Source organism: Citrobacter sp. TBCS-15 (genome assembly GCF_005280815.1).
Classification (GTDB): domain Bacteria; phylum Pseudomonadota; class Gammaproteobacteria; order Enterobacterales; family Enterobacteriaceae; genus Citrobacter; species Citrobacter werkmanii.
The window spans coordinates 47,057-61,892 of record NZ_SZWK01000120.1 but is presented as its reverse complement, the minus strand read 5'-3'; the positions used below and the strand labels follow the sequence as shown (position 1 = coordinate 61,892).

At 53.4% G+C, this 14,836-nt stretch carries 15 protein-coding genes; 3 read left to right on the top strand and 12 right to left on the bottom strand.

Going from position 1 to position 14,836, the window contains the following annotated elements; translation table 11 throughout:
• Window positions 1–32 precede the first annotated feature (32 nt).
• From FDW96_RS11335 to dnaB, 5 genes are all read right to left on the bottom strand, one after another.
• The gene (locus FDW96_RS11335; protein WP_038636271.1) at window positions 33–389 is read right to left on the bottom strand and encodes an MmcQ/YjbR family DNA-binding protein; all 357 of its coding nucleotides are present in this window, start codon (window positions 387–389) and stop codon (window positions 33–35) included.
• Between the two features lie 126 nt (window positions 390–515).
• Window positions 516–1,229 carry an acid phosphatase AphA gene (gene aphA / locus FDW96_RS11330; RefSeq protein ID WP_042312987.1) on the bottom strand — a complete coding sequence of 238 codons (714 nt, stop codon included), beginning with the start codon at window positions 1,227–1,229 and terminating at the stop codon, window positions 516–518.
• A 260-nt stretch (window positions 1,230–1,489) separates the two neighbouring features.
• Window positions 1,490–2,683: an aromatic amino acid transaminase gene (gene tyrB / locus FDW96_RS11325; protein WP_042312990.1), complete on the bottom strand. Its 1,194-nt coding sequence runs from the start codon at window positions 2,681–2,683 to the stop codon at window positions 1,490–1,492.
• A 135-nt stretch (window positions 2,684–2,818) separates the two neighbouring features.
• Entirely contained in the window at window positions 2,819–3,898 is a 1,080-nt protein-coding gene (alr, locus tag FDW96_RS11320) for an alanine racemase (RefSeq protein ID WP_137365711.1), read from the bottom strand.
• 16 nt (window positions 3,899–3,914) lie between these two features.
• Window positions 3,915–5,330: a replicative DNA helicase gene (gene dnaB / locus FDW96_RS11315; RefSeq protein WP_003826610.1), complete on the bottom strand. Its 1,416-nt coding sequence runs from the start codon at window positions 5,328–5,330 to the stop codon at window positions 3,915–3,917.
• A gap of 64 nt (window positions 5,331–5,394) precedes the next feature.
• Between dnaB and FDW96_RS11310 the strand changes: the two genes are divergently transcribed.
• Window positions 5,395–6,378, top strand: a complete 984-nt coding sequence (locus tag FDW96_RS11310) for a quinone oxidoreductase (RefSeq protein ID WP_079226193.1) — start codon at window positions 5,395–5,397, stop codon at window positions 6,376–6,378.
• Between the two features lie 301 nt (window positions 6,379–6,679).
• Here the strand turns inward: FDW96_RS11310 and pspG are convergent, their stop codons facing one another.
• From pspG to FDW96_RS11295, 3 genes are all read right to left on the bottom strand, one after another.
• On the bottom strand, window positions 6,680–6,922 hold the full coding sequence (gene pspG, locus FDW96_RS11305; RefSeq protein WP_003031713.1) for an envelope stress response protein PspG: 243 nt from the start codon (window positions 6,920–6,922) through the stop codon (window positions 6,680–6,682).
• A 133-nt stretch (window positions 6,923–7,055) separates the two neighbouring features.
• On the bottom strand, window positions 7,056–8,054 hold the full coding sequence (gene dusA / locus FDW96_RS11300; RefSeq protein ID WP_137365710.1) for a tRNA dihydrouridine(20/20a) synthase DusA: 999 nt from the start codon (window positions 8,052–8,054) through the stop codon (window positions 7,056–7,058).
• 106 nt (window positions 8,055–8,160) lie between these two features.
• A complete protein-coding gene (locus FDW96_RS11295; RefSeq protein ID WP_038636260.1) occupies window positions 8,161–8,649 on the bottom strand; it encodes a cupin domain-containing protein in 489 nt (162 codons plus the stop codon).
• Between the two features lie 114 nt (window positions 8,650–8,763).
• Between FDW96_RS11295 and zur the strand changes: the two genes are divergently transcribed.
• Window positions 8,764–9,282 carry a zinc uptake transcriptional repressor Zur gene (gene zur / locus FDW96_RS11290; protein WP_038636258.1) on the top strand — a complete coding sequence of 173 codons (519 nt, stop codon included), beginning with the start codon at window positions 8,764–8,766 and terminating at the stop codon, window positions 9,280–9,282.
• Between the two features lie 41 nt (window positions 9,283–9,323).
• Here zur and FDW96_RS11285 read toward each other — a convergent pair whose 3' ends face one another.
• The 4 genes from FDW96_RS11285 to FDW96_RS11270 form a co-directional block, all read right to left on the bottom strand.
• Complete coding sequence (locus FDW96_RS11285) at window positions 9,324–9,533, bottom strand: CsbD family protein (protein WP_006688302.1); 210 nt, start codon at window positions 9,531–9,533, stop codon at window positions 9,324–9,326.
• Window positions 9,534–9,664: 131 nt separating this feature from the next.
• Window positions 9,665–10,990, bottom strand: coding sequence for an MATE family efflux transporter DinF (gene dinF, locus FDW96_RS11280; RefSeq protein WP_042312997.1), 1,326 nt, complete (start codon window positions 10,988–10,990; stop codon window positions 9,665–9,667).
• Window positions 10,991–11,121: 131 nt separating this feature from the next.
• Window positions 11,122–11,730 carry a transcriptional repressor LexA gene (gene lexA, locus FDW96_RS11275; protein ID WP_003826596.1) on the bottom strand — a complete coding sequence of 203 codons (609 nt, stop codon included), beginning with the start codon at window positions 11,728–11,730 and terminating at the stop codon, window positions 11,122–11,124.
• 109 nt (window positions 11,731–11,839) lie between these two features.
• Window positions 11,840–12,208: a diacylglycerol kinase gene (locus FDW96_RS11270; protein ID WP_003826594.1), complete on the bottom strand. Its 369-nt coding sequence runs from the start codon at window positions 12,206–12,208 to the stop codon at window positions 11,840–11,842.
• Between the two features lie 171 nt (window positions 12,209–12,379).
• Between FDW96_RS11270 and plsB the strand changes: the two genes are divergently transcribed.
• The gene (gene plsB, locus FDW96_RS11265) at window positions 12,380–14,800 is read left to right on the top strand and encodes a glycerol-3-phosphate 1-O-acyltransferase PlsB (protein ID WP_038636254.1); all 2,421 of its coding nucleotides are present in this window, start codon (window positions 12,380–12,382) and stop codon (window positions 14,798–14,800) included.
• Window positions 14,801–14,836: the final 36 nt, after the last annotated feature.

Genomic DNA, 14,836 nt, shown 5'->3' with positions numbered 1-14,836 from the left:
TAAGGCGCTTGCGCCGCATCCGGCGAAACAGATCAGGGCTGCGCCAGTATCCGGCGTTTATCTTCCGGCAGCGTGTTCACCGCCAGCTGATAAGAGGCATCAACCAGATAATAAATCTGCGAATCCGGCAGCGAGCCGTCCAGATACACCGTGCTCCAGTGCGCTTTATTCAGATGCCTACTTGGTCGTACATCGCTATGCTGCTGACGCAGCAATTCCGCCAGTTCAGGGCTGGTTTTCAGAGAGACCGCCGGGCGTTCCTCTACCTCTTTTACCATGGCAAAGAGTACATCTTCGACTTTGATTTGTGTGGCTTTCCAGTCACTGTGCACGCTCTGCTCCGCGCCCGTTTTTGCCATGCAGTATTGCAGCAACTCCGAATTCGTCATCTTTATTCCCCTTACCAGCACTCGCCTAATGAGAACATCTTTTATTCAGTGTGCAGCAAGTCCGCAAAAGGTAAAAGCCAGTAACGCAAATTTGTTTAAAAAACCACCAAATAGCAGCCTGCGCCTTTAATACTCAGAATTAACGATCACCTCTTCACCAAACGCGCCGGCCTGAGGCAGCGGTTTATAGGTGGAGTTGGAGGCACGTAAAATACGAATACCGCGAATACCCACGTCGAGAGCGGCGGTGATGTCATTGTCAGAATCGCCGTAGAACATGCGCACGTTTTTATCCTGTAACCACTGCGTTTTGGTGTTCTGGCCCGGCTTGTCGCCTGCAAAAATGACCGGATTCATATTGGCGGCTGGGATGTGAAAGTTATCAGCCAGCGTTTTCGATACCGTTTCAGTCTTCGTCGGGCTACGTCCGGTGACGAAGAAAATACTATCACCACGACGCACGTGCATATCAATCAACTGACGCGCCACTTCTTTTGGAATACTGAACTCGTCCCAGCCGTTGTTCATTTTCTCCCAGAAAGCCGGATTCTTCAGGTAATCTTCACTGTCCGGAGAGTACGTTTTCTTACCGCGCCAGAAGCCCGGGCTGGAAAAAAGGACGGTGTCATCGATATCAAACCCGACGGCCATCGGCGGGCGGCCTGTCAGACTGTTTTCAATTTGCGCCACGGAAACCCAGTGAATGGGAGCCTGCTCGGCGAGTTTTGCAACGTTGGTGCCTGGATTGAGCTGCGAGGGAGAAGAAACTAATGCCTGAGCAGGCTGATTTAACGTGAACAATAAACAAACGGCACTCAGTGCCAACGTAAGCTTGCGCATATTTTTCCCTAAGTAGTCAGTTAGTTATCATTTTTTTATTAACAACTGGTCAAAAAACTATCTGACCTTACCCCCTGAGGGAAGGGAAAGGAAGGATTTTCTCTGGTTTTGTTACAGAAAAAGAGCACGATCACACAGAAAAGCGTGCCTGATAGCGCAACGCTCATCAGGCCTACAAACGAAAAATCCACTGCCTTTGTAGGCCGGATAAGGCGTTACGCCGCCATCCGGCAACACTGTGCGAGAAATAACAAACCTGGTTAAATAACGGCAGCAAATGCCTTCGCCACGCGCTGCACGTTAGCGTGATTCAATCCGGCCACGCACATACGACCGCTGGCAATCAGGTACACGCCAAACTCATCACGCAGGCGATCGACCTGAGCGGCGCTAAGCCCGGTATAGCTGAACATTCCGCGCTGTTGCAGCAGGTAATCAAAGTTACGGTCAGGGATTTCAGCACTCAGCACGTTAACCAGCTCCTGGCGCATTGCCAGGATGCGGGTCCGCATCTCTTCGACTTCTGCAAGCCAGCTGGCTTTCAGCGCGTCGTCACCCAGTACCGTAGCGACCACCTGCGCACCAAAGTTCGGCGGGCTGGAGTAGTTACGACGTACGGTCGCTTTTAATTGCCCCAGAACGCGGCTTGCCGCATCGGCGTCTTCACATACCACAGACAACCCACCGACGCGCTCGCCGTATAAAGAGAAGATTTTAGAAAATGAGTTGCTGACCAGAGCCGGTAACCCGGCGCTGGCAATGGCGCGGATCGCGTAAGCATCGTCTTGCATTCCGCCACCAAAGCCCTGATAAGCAATGTCGAGGAACGGGATCAGATCGCGCGATTTCAGAATCTCAATAACCGCATCCCATTGCGCAGGGGTTAAATCTGCACCGGTCGGGTTATGGCAGCACGGATGCAGCAGCACGATGCTGCGCGCCGGTAAGGTATTCAGCGTGGCCAGCAGGTCATTGAAACGTACCCCGTTGGTTTCGTTGTCATACCAGGGGTAAGTACTCACTTCGAATCCAGCCCCTTCAAAAATCGCGATATGGTTTTCCCATGTCGGATCGCTAACCCACACACCAGAGTCAGGGAAATAGCGTTTCAGGAAGTCTGCGCCAATTTTTAGCGCCCCGGAACCACCCAGCGTCTGAATGGTTGCGACACGCTGTTGCTGGAGAACCGGATGATCCGCGCCAAACAACAGCGGCGCAATGGTATGGCGATACGTGTTCAGACCTTCCATCGGTAGATACAACGAAGCGCCATGCGGTTTGGCATTGAGTCGGGCTTCCGCCTCCGCCACCGCTTTAAGCTGAGGAATAATGCCGTCTTCGTTGTAGTACAGGCCAATGCTGAGGTTCACTTTGTCGCTACGTGAATCTTCTTTGAATCGCTCCATGAGCGATAAAATCGGGTCGCCAGCGTAGGCGTCAACTTTTTGAAACACGAGGTGGTTCTCCAGGTTTACAGGCAGAGGATAAGAACACAATAAACCGGAAGCGGAAGAAGATCGAGAGGATGTTGCAGTTGGCGAGCATATTGCCGGATGGCGGCATTCCCGCCTGTCCGGCATATCATGAACTTAGTCGATATACTTCATCGCCACCCTTGAGGTCAGGCGTGTGATAAGTTCGTAAGCACTAACTTTCGTCATTTCAGCAATCCGTTCAACGGGCAAACCTTCACCCCAAAGAATCACAGAATCACCAGCCTTATCCTGCGCGCCGGGACCTAAATCGACGCAGATCATATCCATCGCGACGCGACCCACGATCGGCACTTCACGGCCATTGACCAGCACCGGTGTCCCAGACGGCGCCGCACGCGGGTAACCATCGCCATAACCCATCGCCACCACGCCTAAACGCGTGTCGCGCTCGCTTTGCCAGGTGCCGCCATAACCAACCGGTTCGCCCGCTTTGTGCTCACGCACCGCAATCAGGCTGGAGGTTAGCGACATCACCGGCTGGCAGCCAAAATCGGCGCCGATAGAGTGGTTTTCCAGCGGTGATACGCCGTACAGAATCAGCCCCGGACGCGCCCAGTCGAAGTGAGACTGTGGCCACAGCAGAATACCGCCGGATGCGGCAATCGAACGCTGCCCCGGTTTGCCTTCACAGAAGCGATTAAAGATATCGAGCTGCTTTTCGGTCGCGCCACACTCAGGCTCGTCCGCGCGTGCAAAGTGGCTGACGATATTAACCGGCTGGCGCACATTTTCACATTGCGTTAAGCGCTGATAAAACGCCTCGGCCTGTTCAGGACGTACGCCCAGGCGGTGCATTCCCGTGTCGAGCTTCATCCAGACGGTGACCGGCTCAGCCAGTTTTGCAGCCTCCAGGGCTTCGAGCTGCTCCTGGTTGTGCACGGCGGTATGCAGACGCTGCGCGGAGATAGTCGGCAGATCGGTGGCATCGAAAAAACCTTCCAGCAACAGGATAGGCTGCGTGATCCCACCCGCGCGCAGCCGCAGGGCTTCTTCAAGACGAGCGACACCAAAAGCGTCCGCATCGGGGAGCGTTCGCGCGGTCTCTAACAGACCATGGCCGTAAGCGTTCGCTTTCACGACCGCAACCAGTTTACTGGCAGGAGCCAGTTCACGCAGACGTTGCAGGTTGTGTCGCAGAGCGCGGCGGTTAATAACTACAGTTGCCGCTTGCATTTGTATTCCTTAGAAATTACTCATCGTCATATTGAGGACCGGCATAGTTGTCGAATCGCGACCACTGTCCGTTAAACGTCAGGCGAACCGTTCCGATCGGACCGTTACGTTGCTTACCAATAATGATTTCTGCGATCCCTTTCAGGTCGCTGTTTTCGTGATAAACCTCATCACGATAGATAAACATGATTAAGTCGGCATCCTGCTCGATGGAGCCGGATTCACGCAGATCCGAGTTGACCGGACGCTTGTCGGCGCGTTGTTCCAAAGAGCGGTTAAGCTGCGACAGCGCCACCACCGGCACATGCAGTTCTTTCGCTAACGCTTTCAGCGAGCGGGAAATTTCAGCAATTTCCAGCGTACGGTTGTCGGAAAGCGACGGCACGCGCATCAGCTGCAGGTAGTCGATCATGATAAGTCCGATACCGCCGTGTTCACGGGCGATACGACGGGCACGCGAACGCACTTCCGTTGGCGTCAGGCCGGAAGAGTCATCAATATAGATGTTTCGTTTCTCCAGCAAAATACCCATTGTTCCGGAAATTCGCGCCCAGTCTTCGTCATCCAGTTGACCGGTACGGATTTTGGTCTGGTCTACGCGTGAGAGCGAGGCCAGGGAACGCATCATGATCTGTTCTGAGGGCATTTCCAGACTAAAGATAAGAACTGGCTTATCCTGCAACATCGCCGCGTTTTCGACGAGGTTCATTGCAAATGTCGTTTTACCCATCGACGGACGCGCAGCGACGATGATGAGGTCTGACGGCTGCAAACCAGCGGTTTTTTTGTTGAGGTCGTCATAACCGGTGTTCACCCCGGTAACGCCGTCGTGCGGCTGCTGGAATAGCTGCTCGATACGCGCGACGGTGGCGTCGAGCACATCGGTAATGTTTTTCGGGCCTTCGTCTTTGTTGGCGCGACTTTCAGCGATTTTAAAGACGCGAGACTCCGCGAGATCCAGCAGGTCTTCACTGGAACGTCCTTGCGGATCGAATCCGGCTTCCGCAATTTCGTTCGCGACCGAAATCATGTCACGGACAACGGCACGTTCGCGAACGATATCCGCATAAGCGCTAATGTTGGCCGCACTTGGCGTATTTTTCGATAACTCAGCCAGGTACGCAAAACCGCCGACGCTGTCCAACTGGCCCTGAACCTCCAGCGACTCTGCCAGGGTAATCAGATCGATGGGTTTTCCCATCTCCTGCAGGCGATGCATTTCCGTGAAGATATGCCGGTGCGGGCGGGTATAAAAATCTTCCGCCACCACGCGTTCGGCCACGTCATCCCAGCGTTCGTTATCCAGCATTAAACCGCCCAACACCGACTGTTCCGCTTCAATCGAGTGCGGCGGTACTTTCAGCCCGGCGACCTGGGGATCGCGCTCACGAGCATCAGTCTGTTGTTTGTTGAAGGGTTTATTTCCTGCCATAGTGAATGGAGTTACCGAGATAATGATTGGGTCGAAAGATTACCACATTTCTTTTGGAGGAAGCATGGCAACACGTATTGAATTTCACAAGCATGGTGGGCCTGATGTACTCAAGGCTGTGGAGTTTACGCCAGTTGACCCGGCGGAAAACGAAATCCAGGTCGAGAATAAAGCGATTGGGATCAACTACATCGACACCTACATCCGCAGTGGTCTTTATCCACCACCTTCTCTGCCCAGCGGTCTGGGTACCGAAGCCGCGGGCGTGGTCAGCAAAGTTGGCAGCAAAGTGACGCACATTAAAGCTGGCGATCGCGTGGTGTATGCTCAGTCTGCGCTTGGCGCTTACAGCTCAGTGCATAACGTGCCGGCTGATAAAGCCGCTATTCTGCCTAACGCTATCTCATTTGAACAGGCAGCCGCCTCGTTTCTGAAGGGGCTGACCGTTTTTTACCTGTTACGCAAAACCTATGAAATCCAGCCTGACGAACCGTTTTTATTCCACGCAGCCGCAGGTGGCGTCGGTCTGATCGCTTGTCAGTGGGCGAAAGCGTTGGGAGCGAAACTGATTGGCACCGTCGGCAATGCGCAAAAAGCGCAAATTGCGCAGCAGGCCGGGGCGTGGCAGGTAATTAACTATCGTGAAGAAAGCATTGTTGAGCGGGTAAAAGAGATCACCGGCGGTAAAAAAGTGCGGGTGGTGTACGATTCGGTGGGGAAAGATACCTGGGAGGCCTCTCTCGATTGTCTGCAGCGCCGCGGACTGATGGTCAGTTTTGGCAACGCGTCCGGACCAGTGACCGGTGTAAATTTAGGGATTCTGAATCAGAAAGGTTCGCTATACGTGACCCGTCCCTCTCTGCAGGGTTACATCACCAACCACCGCGAATTAACCGAAGCCAGTAATGAGCTTTTCTCATTGATTGCCAGTGGGGTAATAAAAGTGGATGTCGCACCTGGTCAGACATTTGCGCTGCACGACGCGCAGCGTGCCCATGAAGTGCTGGAAAGTCGCGCCACGCAGGGATCGAGTCTACTGATCCCGTAACGCCCTCATTTCCCCTAAATAATTTAAGCTCCAGGACGGCGGCAATTGAGTGAATCCCCAGGAGCTTACTGGAGTAAGTGACTGGGGTGAATGAAAGCAGCCAACACACCTGGAGTTTGAATTATGACGGGGAAAGAAAGAATTAGGGCTTCCCGCAGGAAGCCCTTTCTTTTTTTAGTTCGGCTGTATGTAGGGTACAGCTCGATGAATTCGTTAACCTGGCAATAGTGACAGATTTGATAATCAATTCCTATTTGGTTCTAAAGGCAATGTTTCAGGTTGTGACGGACCACTCAATACCTTAGTAAAATCGGCGGTTATTGCGCTGATACTGGGGGACTTTTGGCGCTTTTATCGCCTTGATCACCCACACCACGGCAACGGCCAGTAGCAGCCAGGGCAACAGTTTAATCATCAAGGCAAATAGTCCACCCAAAAACATCACGGCGGTGGCTACCACCAGCGCGGCCAGCACCCCCAGCAACGATACGCCGGTGACCATCAGCATGATAAAAAATCCAATCACAAAAAGTAGTTCCAGCATGACTCTCTCCCGAAATGAAATACTCTCCATTCCTTTACAAGAAACATGCCAAAGTTAATCTACTGATTTATAAACAAAACGCCCCGTGACAAAGCACAGGGCGTGGTGAAATTAACTAACTATTAGTGAGAAACTAACGCTTATCGGCCACCAGCTTCAAAGCATGTTCCAGGACGGTAATATCGGCTCCGGCTTTATGCGCGTTCTCACTCAGGTAACGACGCCACTGACGTGCGCCGGGGATCCCCTGAAACAGTCCCAGCATATGGCGTGTGACATGCCCCAGATAAGTGCCCTGACTCAGTTCACGCTCAATATACGGATACATGGCGCGCACCACGGCGACCGGATCGGCATCATGGGTAGCGGCAACAAAAATTTCGCGGTCGACCGACGCCAGAATTCCGGGATTTTGATAGGCTTCACGCCCCACCATCACGCCATCCATATGTTGCAGATGCTTTTTCGCTTCTTCCAGCGATTTAATACCGCCGTTGATCGACATCGTCAGATGCGGGAAATCACGCTTTAACTGATAAACACGGTCATAATCCAGCGGTGGGATCTCGCGGTTTTCTTTCGGGCTTAACCCAGACAGCCAGGCCTTGCGGGCGTGGATGATAAACATCTCGCATTCGCCGTTGCCAGATACCGTGTTGATGAAATCGCACAGGAACTCGTAGCTGTCCTGATCATCAATGCCGATTCGGGTCTTCACCGTCACCGGAATCGACACCACATCGCGCATAGCCTTGACGCAATCAGCGACCAGTTGCGCATTCCCCATTAGACAGGCGCCAAACATGCCATTCTGTACGCGGTCGGAAGGACAACCCACGTTGAGGTTAATTTCGTCATAACCCCGCTGTTCAGCGAGCTTCGCACACTGCGCCAGTGCAGCCGGATCGCTCCCGCCCAGTTGCAACGCGACCGGATGTTCTTCTTCGCTATACGCCAGATAATCGCCTTTACCATGAATGATCGCTCCGGTGGTCACCATCTCCGTATACAGCAGCGTCTGGCGGGACAGTAAGCGCAAAAAGTAGCGGCAATGTCTGTCCGTCCAGTCGAGCATCGGCGCGATAGAAAAACGATGAGCGGGAAAAGCGGTAGACTGAGATTCAGGCAGCATGGCGAATATTCAAGCATCCGGTTAAAAAAGGGGCGCTACTATAGCATAGACCGGTGCGATAGTGCGCCCCATCATCGTGGCTACCGCAGCATATTCTCACAGTGCGTTATTTGCGCCCCGGCTTGCCGTCATGTGGGCCAAAAAACTGCGGCGGATGGTCCACCCAGCGATCCTCGCGCGTGGCGGCATAGACCGGGTTAAGCGGGTAGTAAATGCGATTATATTTTTTGTTTGCCTCACCCACGACCAGCAGGCGCACCTCTTCACTGGTGTTATTGATAAAGGTGTGACACACCCCGGTTCCAGCCGGAAAACCGACGCTGTCGCCAGGCTCGAGCTTCCATAAATAACCGTTGATCCAGGCTTCCGGATAGCCTTCCAGCACATAGATAAACTCTTCTTCATCGCTTTCCGCATGAGGATAAGATGTGCGACGCCCCGGCGGCAGGCGTTCATGATGAATACCCAGTCTTCCTAACCCCAGTTTACGGGCAAGCGGCGCGCCAATAGCAAAAAGTTCATTGCTGTCGGGGTAGGTGGAGTCATCAGCCCCCTCCACCTCTCGCCAGTGGCGAATACAGTCGGGTCTTTTCATGTTGATTCTCCAGAATACGATGCGTCAGGTATAGCACACAGCGGCGGATCTCGGCGTTTTAAGCAGAACATGATAAAGTAAGGGATTAACCTTTCACACAAATCGAGGCGCCAAATGGACAAAACCACCACGCAGGAGTTATTGGCTCAAGCTGAAAAACTCTGTGCGCAACGCAACGTGCGGCTAACGCCACAGCGCCTCGAAGTGCTGCGCCTGATGAGCCTGCAGGAAGGCGCCATTAGCGCTTACGACCTGCTCGACCTGCTACGGGAAACCGAGCCGCAGGCCAAGCCGCCAACCGTTTATCGTGCGCTCGATTTTCTGCTGGAACAAGGTTTTGTACATAAAGTGGAATCGACCAACAGCTACGTGCTGTGTCACCTGTTCGATCAACCGACCCACAGTTCTGCGATGTTTATTTGCGATCGCTGTGGCGTGGTAAAAGAAGAGTGTGCGGAAGGTGTGGAAGACATCATGCATATGCTGGCGGCAAAAATGGGCTTTGCTCTGCGGCATAACGTGATTGAAGCTCACGGACTCTGCCCGGCATGCGTGGAGGTTGAAGCCTGTCGGCATCCAGGCGAATGCCAGCATGACCACTCAATTCTGGTGAAAAAGAAAGTCGGTCGCTAAGCAAGAGAGCGTACATCCCTGTACTCTCAGGAGGGGACTAATTACCAGCGGTAATCGTTGCGGGTTTCCCAGTCAGTGACTTCTTTCTCCGCCTGATCTTTTGCATAACCGTAACGCTCCTGGACTTTACCGACCAGTTGGTCACGTTTGCCTTCAATGACCGTCATATCATCGTCGGTCAGTTTGCCCCATTGCTCTTTCACTTTACCTTTGAACTGTTTCCAGTTGCCGCCGACTTCGTCTTTATTCATCATCAAATCCTCATCGTTAGGTTGTGAATAGCCAGAGTATCTCGTCCAACTCTGCTATCTTTTCTGCTGGACGTGAGAATAAGTGTAGTCACTGATTCGGCATTCGATTCACTATTCAGAATTTTTAACCGTCAGGCTTCAACGAACCACGTCCCGTTGCGCCAGTGACGTCGCCAGATAAAGGCCAGCGAAAGCCCGCGCAGGGCAAGAAATACGGTGAGCGCCAGCCACAAGCCGTGGTTACCCAGCAGCGGTAGAGCCAGCAACGTTAATGCGAATCCCGCGGCGGCAACGGCCATGCTGTTGCGCATTTCTGCAGCCCGTGTTGCGCCGATAAACATACCGTCCAGCAAATAACACCAGACGCCAACCAGCGGCAAAATCACCTGCCAGATAAGATAGCGATCGGCCAGCAGTTGAATCTGCGGGAGCGAGGTTAGCAACGCTATAATGTGCTCGCCAAACAGGGCATAAACCAGCGAAAACAGAATCGCCACAAGACCGGACTGTCGACAGGCTGCGCGCCAGACATCCAGTAACTGGCTGCCATCTCTTGCGCCATAGGCCTGACCAGAATGCGCTTCTACGGCGTAGGCAAACCCGTCCAGCGCGTAGGCGGTAAAAGTCAGTAGAGTCATCAGAACAGCATTTACCGCAATGATATCGCTCCCCAGACGCGCGCCCAGCACCGTAATGGCACCAAAACAGAGCTGCAGCAACAGCGAGCGCAGCATGATGTCGCGGTTAAGCGCCAGTAACCGGCGGAAATTGCCACGCCACGCCTGTTTCAACATTGCCAGCGAAATTTCGCGCATATGCAGGACTTTACGTACCATCATCAGGCCAATCAGCAGGGTGGTATATTCGGCGGTGACCGTCGCCAGCGCCGCTCCCTGCACGTTCATATGCAGGCCCATTACCAGCCATAAATCGAGCACAATGTTGAGAACATTACCGACTATCAGCAGGATAACCGGCGCCCGCGCATACTGAACGCCAAGCAGCCAGCCGAGCAGCACCAGATTCGCCAGAGACGCGGGTGCGCTTAACCAACGGATTTCCAGGAAACGTCGGGCCTGCTCCAGTACCGCTTCACTTCCCCCGACAATATGCAGAGCCAGATCGATAATCGGCGTACGAAACAGTGCGATAAGCAGCCCCGCACCCAGCGCCAGCATTAGCGGCTGCACCAGCGCACGCGCCAGTGCCTGCGGATTTTTCGCGCCAAATGCCTGGGCGGTAAGGCCCGTGGTGCTCATGCGTAAAAAAAGCAGCAGCATAAAGAGAAAACTGGTCGCGGTGGCGCCAACGGCAACGCCGCCAAGATAAATCGGGCTATCCAGATGACCAATGACCGCAGTATCGACCAATCCCAGCAAGGGAACGGTGATATTGGAGAAGATCATCGGTAAGGCTAGACGCCAGAGTGCTTTGTCGGAGGAGGTAAAGAAAGGCATGAAATAGCGCCTGAAAAGAAGTTAGACGTACTGGAAGATGTTGTTCAGGCCCGGTAAGCACAGCACCACCGGGCTAGTTGCCGGATGGCGACGCAAACGTCTTATCCGGCTGTCGGGAAAGCAACCTGTGATTACAGCCATTCACCGTTACGAATGACGCCTACCGCCAGCCCTTCAATAGTGAAGTTTTGCTCGCGCAGGTCGACCACAATCGGTTTGAATTCGCTGTTTTCTGGCAGAAGCTCAACCTTGTTGCCCTGTTTTTTCAGGCGTTTCACCGTCACTTCGTCGTCAATGCGCGCGACAACAACCTGACCGTTACGCACATCCTGTGTTTTATGCACAGCCAGCAAATCACCGTCCATAATCCCGATGTCTTTCATCGACATACCGCTGACACGCAGCAGAAAATCGGCGTTCGGTTTGAACAGTGAAGGATCGACCTGATAATGGCCTTCAATGTGTTGCTGCGCCAGAAGTGGCTCACCTGCCGCAACGCGACCTACAAGCGGTAAACCTTCTTCTTCTTCCTGCAACAGACGAATACCACGCGATGCGCCGGATACAATTTCCAGCACGCCTTTACGCGCCAACGCTTTCAGATGTTCTTCAGCAGCGTTTGGGGAACGGAACCCCAAACGCTGCGCGATCTCCGCACGCGTCGGTGGCATACCTGTCTGGCTGATGTGATCTCTAATAAGATCAAACACCTCTTGCTGCCTGGCCGTTAACGCTTTCATTCCGCCCCCTGGGTGTATATACAGTTATGCTGTGAGTATATACAGCTAAAGGTGATTTTGGAACCGCAAACTGCACAAAAAACAGGAGAATGATGAAGTTGTGGAATCTTTATCGCAAATGCGACCACAACAGGATGCCCCAGGTGATCAGGGCGACAAAAATTGACAGCAATACCGCCGCCGACCCCATATCTTTCGCACGACCAGACAGTTCGTGGTACTCGGAACCGATACGATCAACCACCGCCTCTATCGCACTGTTAAGAATTTCAACGATCATCACCAGCATCACGGAACCAATCAGCAACACGCGCGTAATGGCGTCGACGTCCAGCCAGCAGGCGATGGCAACGCCTAGCAGAACGGCAACGCTTTCCTGGCGAAATGCCGCTTCATTAATCCATGCGGCGCGAAAACCTTTCCAGGAATAGCCTGCAGCTTTGATAATTCGGGTGAATCCAGTGGTATTATTGGCCATCAAAAAGAACCTTTTTACATTATTAGCGTCAATGTCATTGTAACGTTACCCCGTTTGTTTCAGGGTGTGGCAAAGCAGCGCGAAGTATGACCGGATACACCAGAAATTCACTAAACTTTCTGATATCCTTGCAGCGCATTTGCATTATTAACCAGAGGCTTTACATCGTTTATGTCCGGCTGGCCACGAATTTACTACAAATTACTGAATTTACCATTAAGCGTGCTGGTAAAAAGCAAGTCTATTCCGGCGGAACCTGCACCGGAATTGGGGCTCGATACTTCTCGCCCCATTATGTACGTCCTACCGTACAACTCCAAAGCAGACTTGCTGACGCTGCGCGCCCAATGTCTGGCGCACGATCTCCCGGATCCCCTGGAACCGCTGGAGATAGACGGAACTCTACTGCCGCGCTACGTGTTTATTCACGGCGGCCCACGTGTCTTCACCTATTACACGCCAAAAGAAGAGTCTATTAAGCTGTTCCATAACTATCTCGACTTGCATCGCAGCAATCCAGACCTGGATGTACAGATGGTGCCGGTTTCGGTGATGTTTGGCCGTGCGCCTGGACGCGAAAAAGGCGAGGTCAACCCGCCGCTGCGTATGCTGAACGGCGTACAAAAATTCTTTGCTGTGTCCTGGCTGGGTCGCGACAGCTTTGTCCGCTTCTCCCCGTCGGTTTCCCTGCGTCGCATGGCGGATGAACACGGTACAGATAAAATTATCGCCCAGAAATTGGCGCGCGTAGCGCGTATGCACTTTGCTCGCCAGCGCCTGGCCGCAGTCGGGCCGCGCCTCCCTGCCCGTCAGGATCTGTTTAACAAACTGTTGGCCTCAAAAGCTATCGCGCGTGCGGTAGAAGATGAAGCGCGCAGTAAAAAAATCTCCCACGAAAAAGCGCAGCAAAATGCGATAGCGTTGATGGAAGAGATTGCCGCCAACTTCTCCTACGAGATGATCCGTCTGACAGACCGTATTCTGGGCTTTACCTGGAACCGTCTGTATCAGGGGATTAACGTTCATAATGCAGAGCGTGTACGCCAGTTGGCGCACGATGGACACGAAATCGTCTATGTTCCGTGCCATCGCAGCCATATGGACTATATGCTGTTGTCGTACGTTCTGTATCATCAGGGTCTGGTTCCGCCGCATATCGCGGCAGGCATCAACCTGAATTTCTGGCCAGCAGGTCCCATCTTCCGCCGCCTGGGCGCGTTCTTTATTCGTCGTACCTTCAAGGGCAACAAGCTTTATTCCACCGTTTTCCGCGAATACCTGGGCGAGTTGTTCAGCCGCGGCTACTCGGTTGAGTACTTTGTCGAAGGCGGTCGTTCACGTACTGGTCGTTTGCTTGACCCGAAAACCGGCACGCTGTCGATGACCATTCAGGCGATGCTGCGCGGCGGTACGCGTCCGATTACCCTCGTACCGATCTACATCGGCTACGAGCACGTCATGGAAGTGGGCACGTATGCGAAAGAACTGCGGGGCGCGACGAAAGAGAAAGAGAGCCTGCCGCAAATGCTGCGTGGCTTAAGCAAGCTGCGTAATCTGGGTCAGGGTTACGTTAACTTTGGCGAGCCGATGCCGTTGATGACTTACCTCAACCAGCATGTGCCGGAGTGGCGTGAATCTATCGATCCTATCGAGTCTATTCGTCCTGCCTGGCTGACGCCGACGGTAAATAACATTGCCGCCGATCTGATGGTACGCATTAACAACGCAGGCGCAGCCAACGCCATGAACCTGTGCTGTACCGCGTTACTGGCTTCCCGCCAGCGCTCTCTGACCCGTGAGCAGTTGACTGAACAACTCGATTGCTATCTGAGTCTGCTGCGCAACGTACCGTATGCCCCGGATGCGACGGTTCCTGCGCAGAGCGCCAGTGAACTGATTGACCATGCCTTGCAGATGAACAAGTTTGAGGTCGAGAAAGACACCATCGGCGACATCATCATTCTGCCGCGCGAGCAGGCGGTATTGATGACGTACTACCGCAACAACATTGCGCATATGCTGGTACTGCCTTCGTTAATGGCGGCCATCGTAACTCAGCATCGTCATATTTCACGCGCCGCACTGCTGCAGCATATTGAAGCGCTATACCCGATGCTGAAAGCGGAGCTGTTCCTGCGCTGGGAGCGTGACGAACTTGCAGGCGTGATCGACGAACTGGCCAGCGAAATGCAGCGCCAGGGACTCATCACCCTGGACGATGACGAACTGCATATCAATCCGGCCCGCTCCCGTACGCTACAGCTGCTGGCGGCGGGTGCTCGTGAGACGTTGCAGCGCTATGCTATTACCTTCTGGCTGCTGAGCGCTAATCCGTCTATCAACCGTGGTACGCTAGAGAAAGAGAGCCGCACCGTGGCTCAGCGTCTTTCCGTCCTGCACGGCATTAACGCGCCAGAATTCTTCGACAAGGCCGTGTTCAGTTCTCTGGTGCTGACGCTGCGTGACGAGGGATATATCAGCGATACCGGAGATGCCGAACCGGAAGAGACGATGAAGATCTATCAGATGCTGGCCGAACTGGTCACGTCGGATGTGCGTCTGACCATCGAGAGCGCCACACAAGGCGAGTAAGCATAAAAAAACCGGTCAAAATGACCGGTTTTTATT

What these genes read in the sequence shown, in the direction of transcription:
- alr (WP_137365711.1), bottom strand. Translation starts at nt 3,898, where the DNA reads ATGCAAGCGGCAACTGTAGTTATTAACCGCCGCGCTCTGCGACACAAC.
- dnaB (WP_003826610.1), bottom strand. Translation starts at nt 5,330, where the DNA reads ATGGCAGGAAATAAACCCTTCAACAAACAACAGACTGATGCTCGTGAG.
- pspG (WP_003031713.1), bottom strand. Translation starts at nt 6,922, where the DNA reads ATGCTGGAACTACTTTTTGTGATTGGATTTTTTATCATGCTGATGGTC.
- FDW96_RS11285 (WP_006688302.1), bottom strand. Translation starts at nt 9,533, where the DNA reads ATGAATAAAGACGAAGTCGGCGGCAACTGGAAACAGTTCAAAGGTAAA.
- FDW96_RS11335 (WP_038636271.1), bottom strand. Translation starts at nt 389, where the DNA reads ATGACGAATTCGGAGTTGCTGCAATACTGCATGGCAAAAACGGGCGCG.
- FDW96_RS11295 (WP_038636260.1), bottom strand. Translation starts at nt 8,649, where the DNA reads ATGAAAAGACCCGACTGTATTCGCCACTGGCGAGAGGTGGAGGGGGCT.
- plsB (WP_038636254.1), top strand. Translation starts at nt 12,380, where the DNA reads ATGTCCGGCTGGCCACGAATTTACTACAAATTACTGAATTTACCATTA.
- dinF (WP_042312997.1), bottom strand. Translation starts at nt 10,990, where the DNA reads ATGCCTTTCTTTACCTCCTCCGACAAAGCACTCTGGCGTCTAGCCTTA.
- dusA (WP_137365710.1), bottom strand. Translation starts at nt 8,054, where the DNA reads ATGCTGCCTGAATCTCAGTCTACCGCTTTTCCCGCTCATCGTTTTTCT.
- FDW96_RS11270 (WP_003826594.1), bottom strand. Translation starts at nt 12,208, where the DNA reads ATGGCCAATAATACCACTGGATTCACCCGAATTATCAAAGCTGCAGGC.
- aphA (WP_042312987.1), bottom strand. Translation starts at nt 1,229, where the DNA reads ATGCGCAAGCTTACGTTGGCACTGAGTGCCGTTTGTTTATTGTTCACG.
- FDW96_RS11310 (WP_079226193.1), top strand. Translation starts at nt 5,395, where the DNA reads ATGGCAACACGTATTGAATTTCACAAGCATGGTGGGCCTGATGTACTC.
- zur (WP_038636258.1), top strand. Translation starts at nt 8,764, where the DNA reads ATGGACAAAACCACCACGCAGGAGTTATTGGCTCAAGCTGAAAAACTC.
- lexA (WP_003826596.1), bottom strand. Translation starts at nt 11,730, where the DNA reads ATGAAAGCGTTAACGGCCAGGCAGCAAGAGGTGTTTGATCTTATTAGA.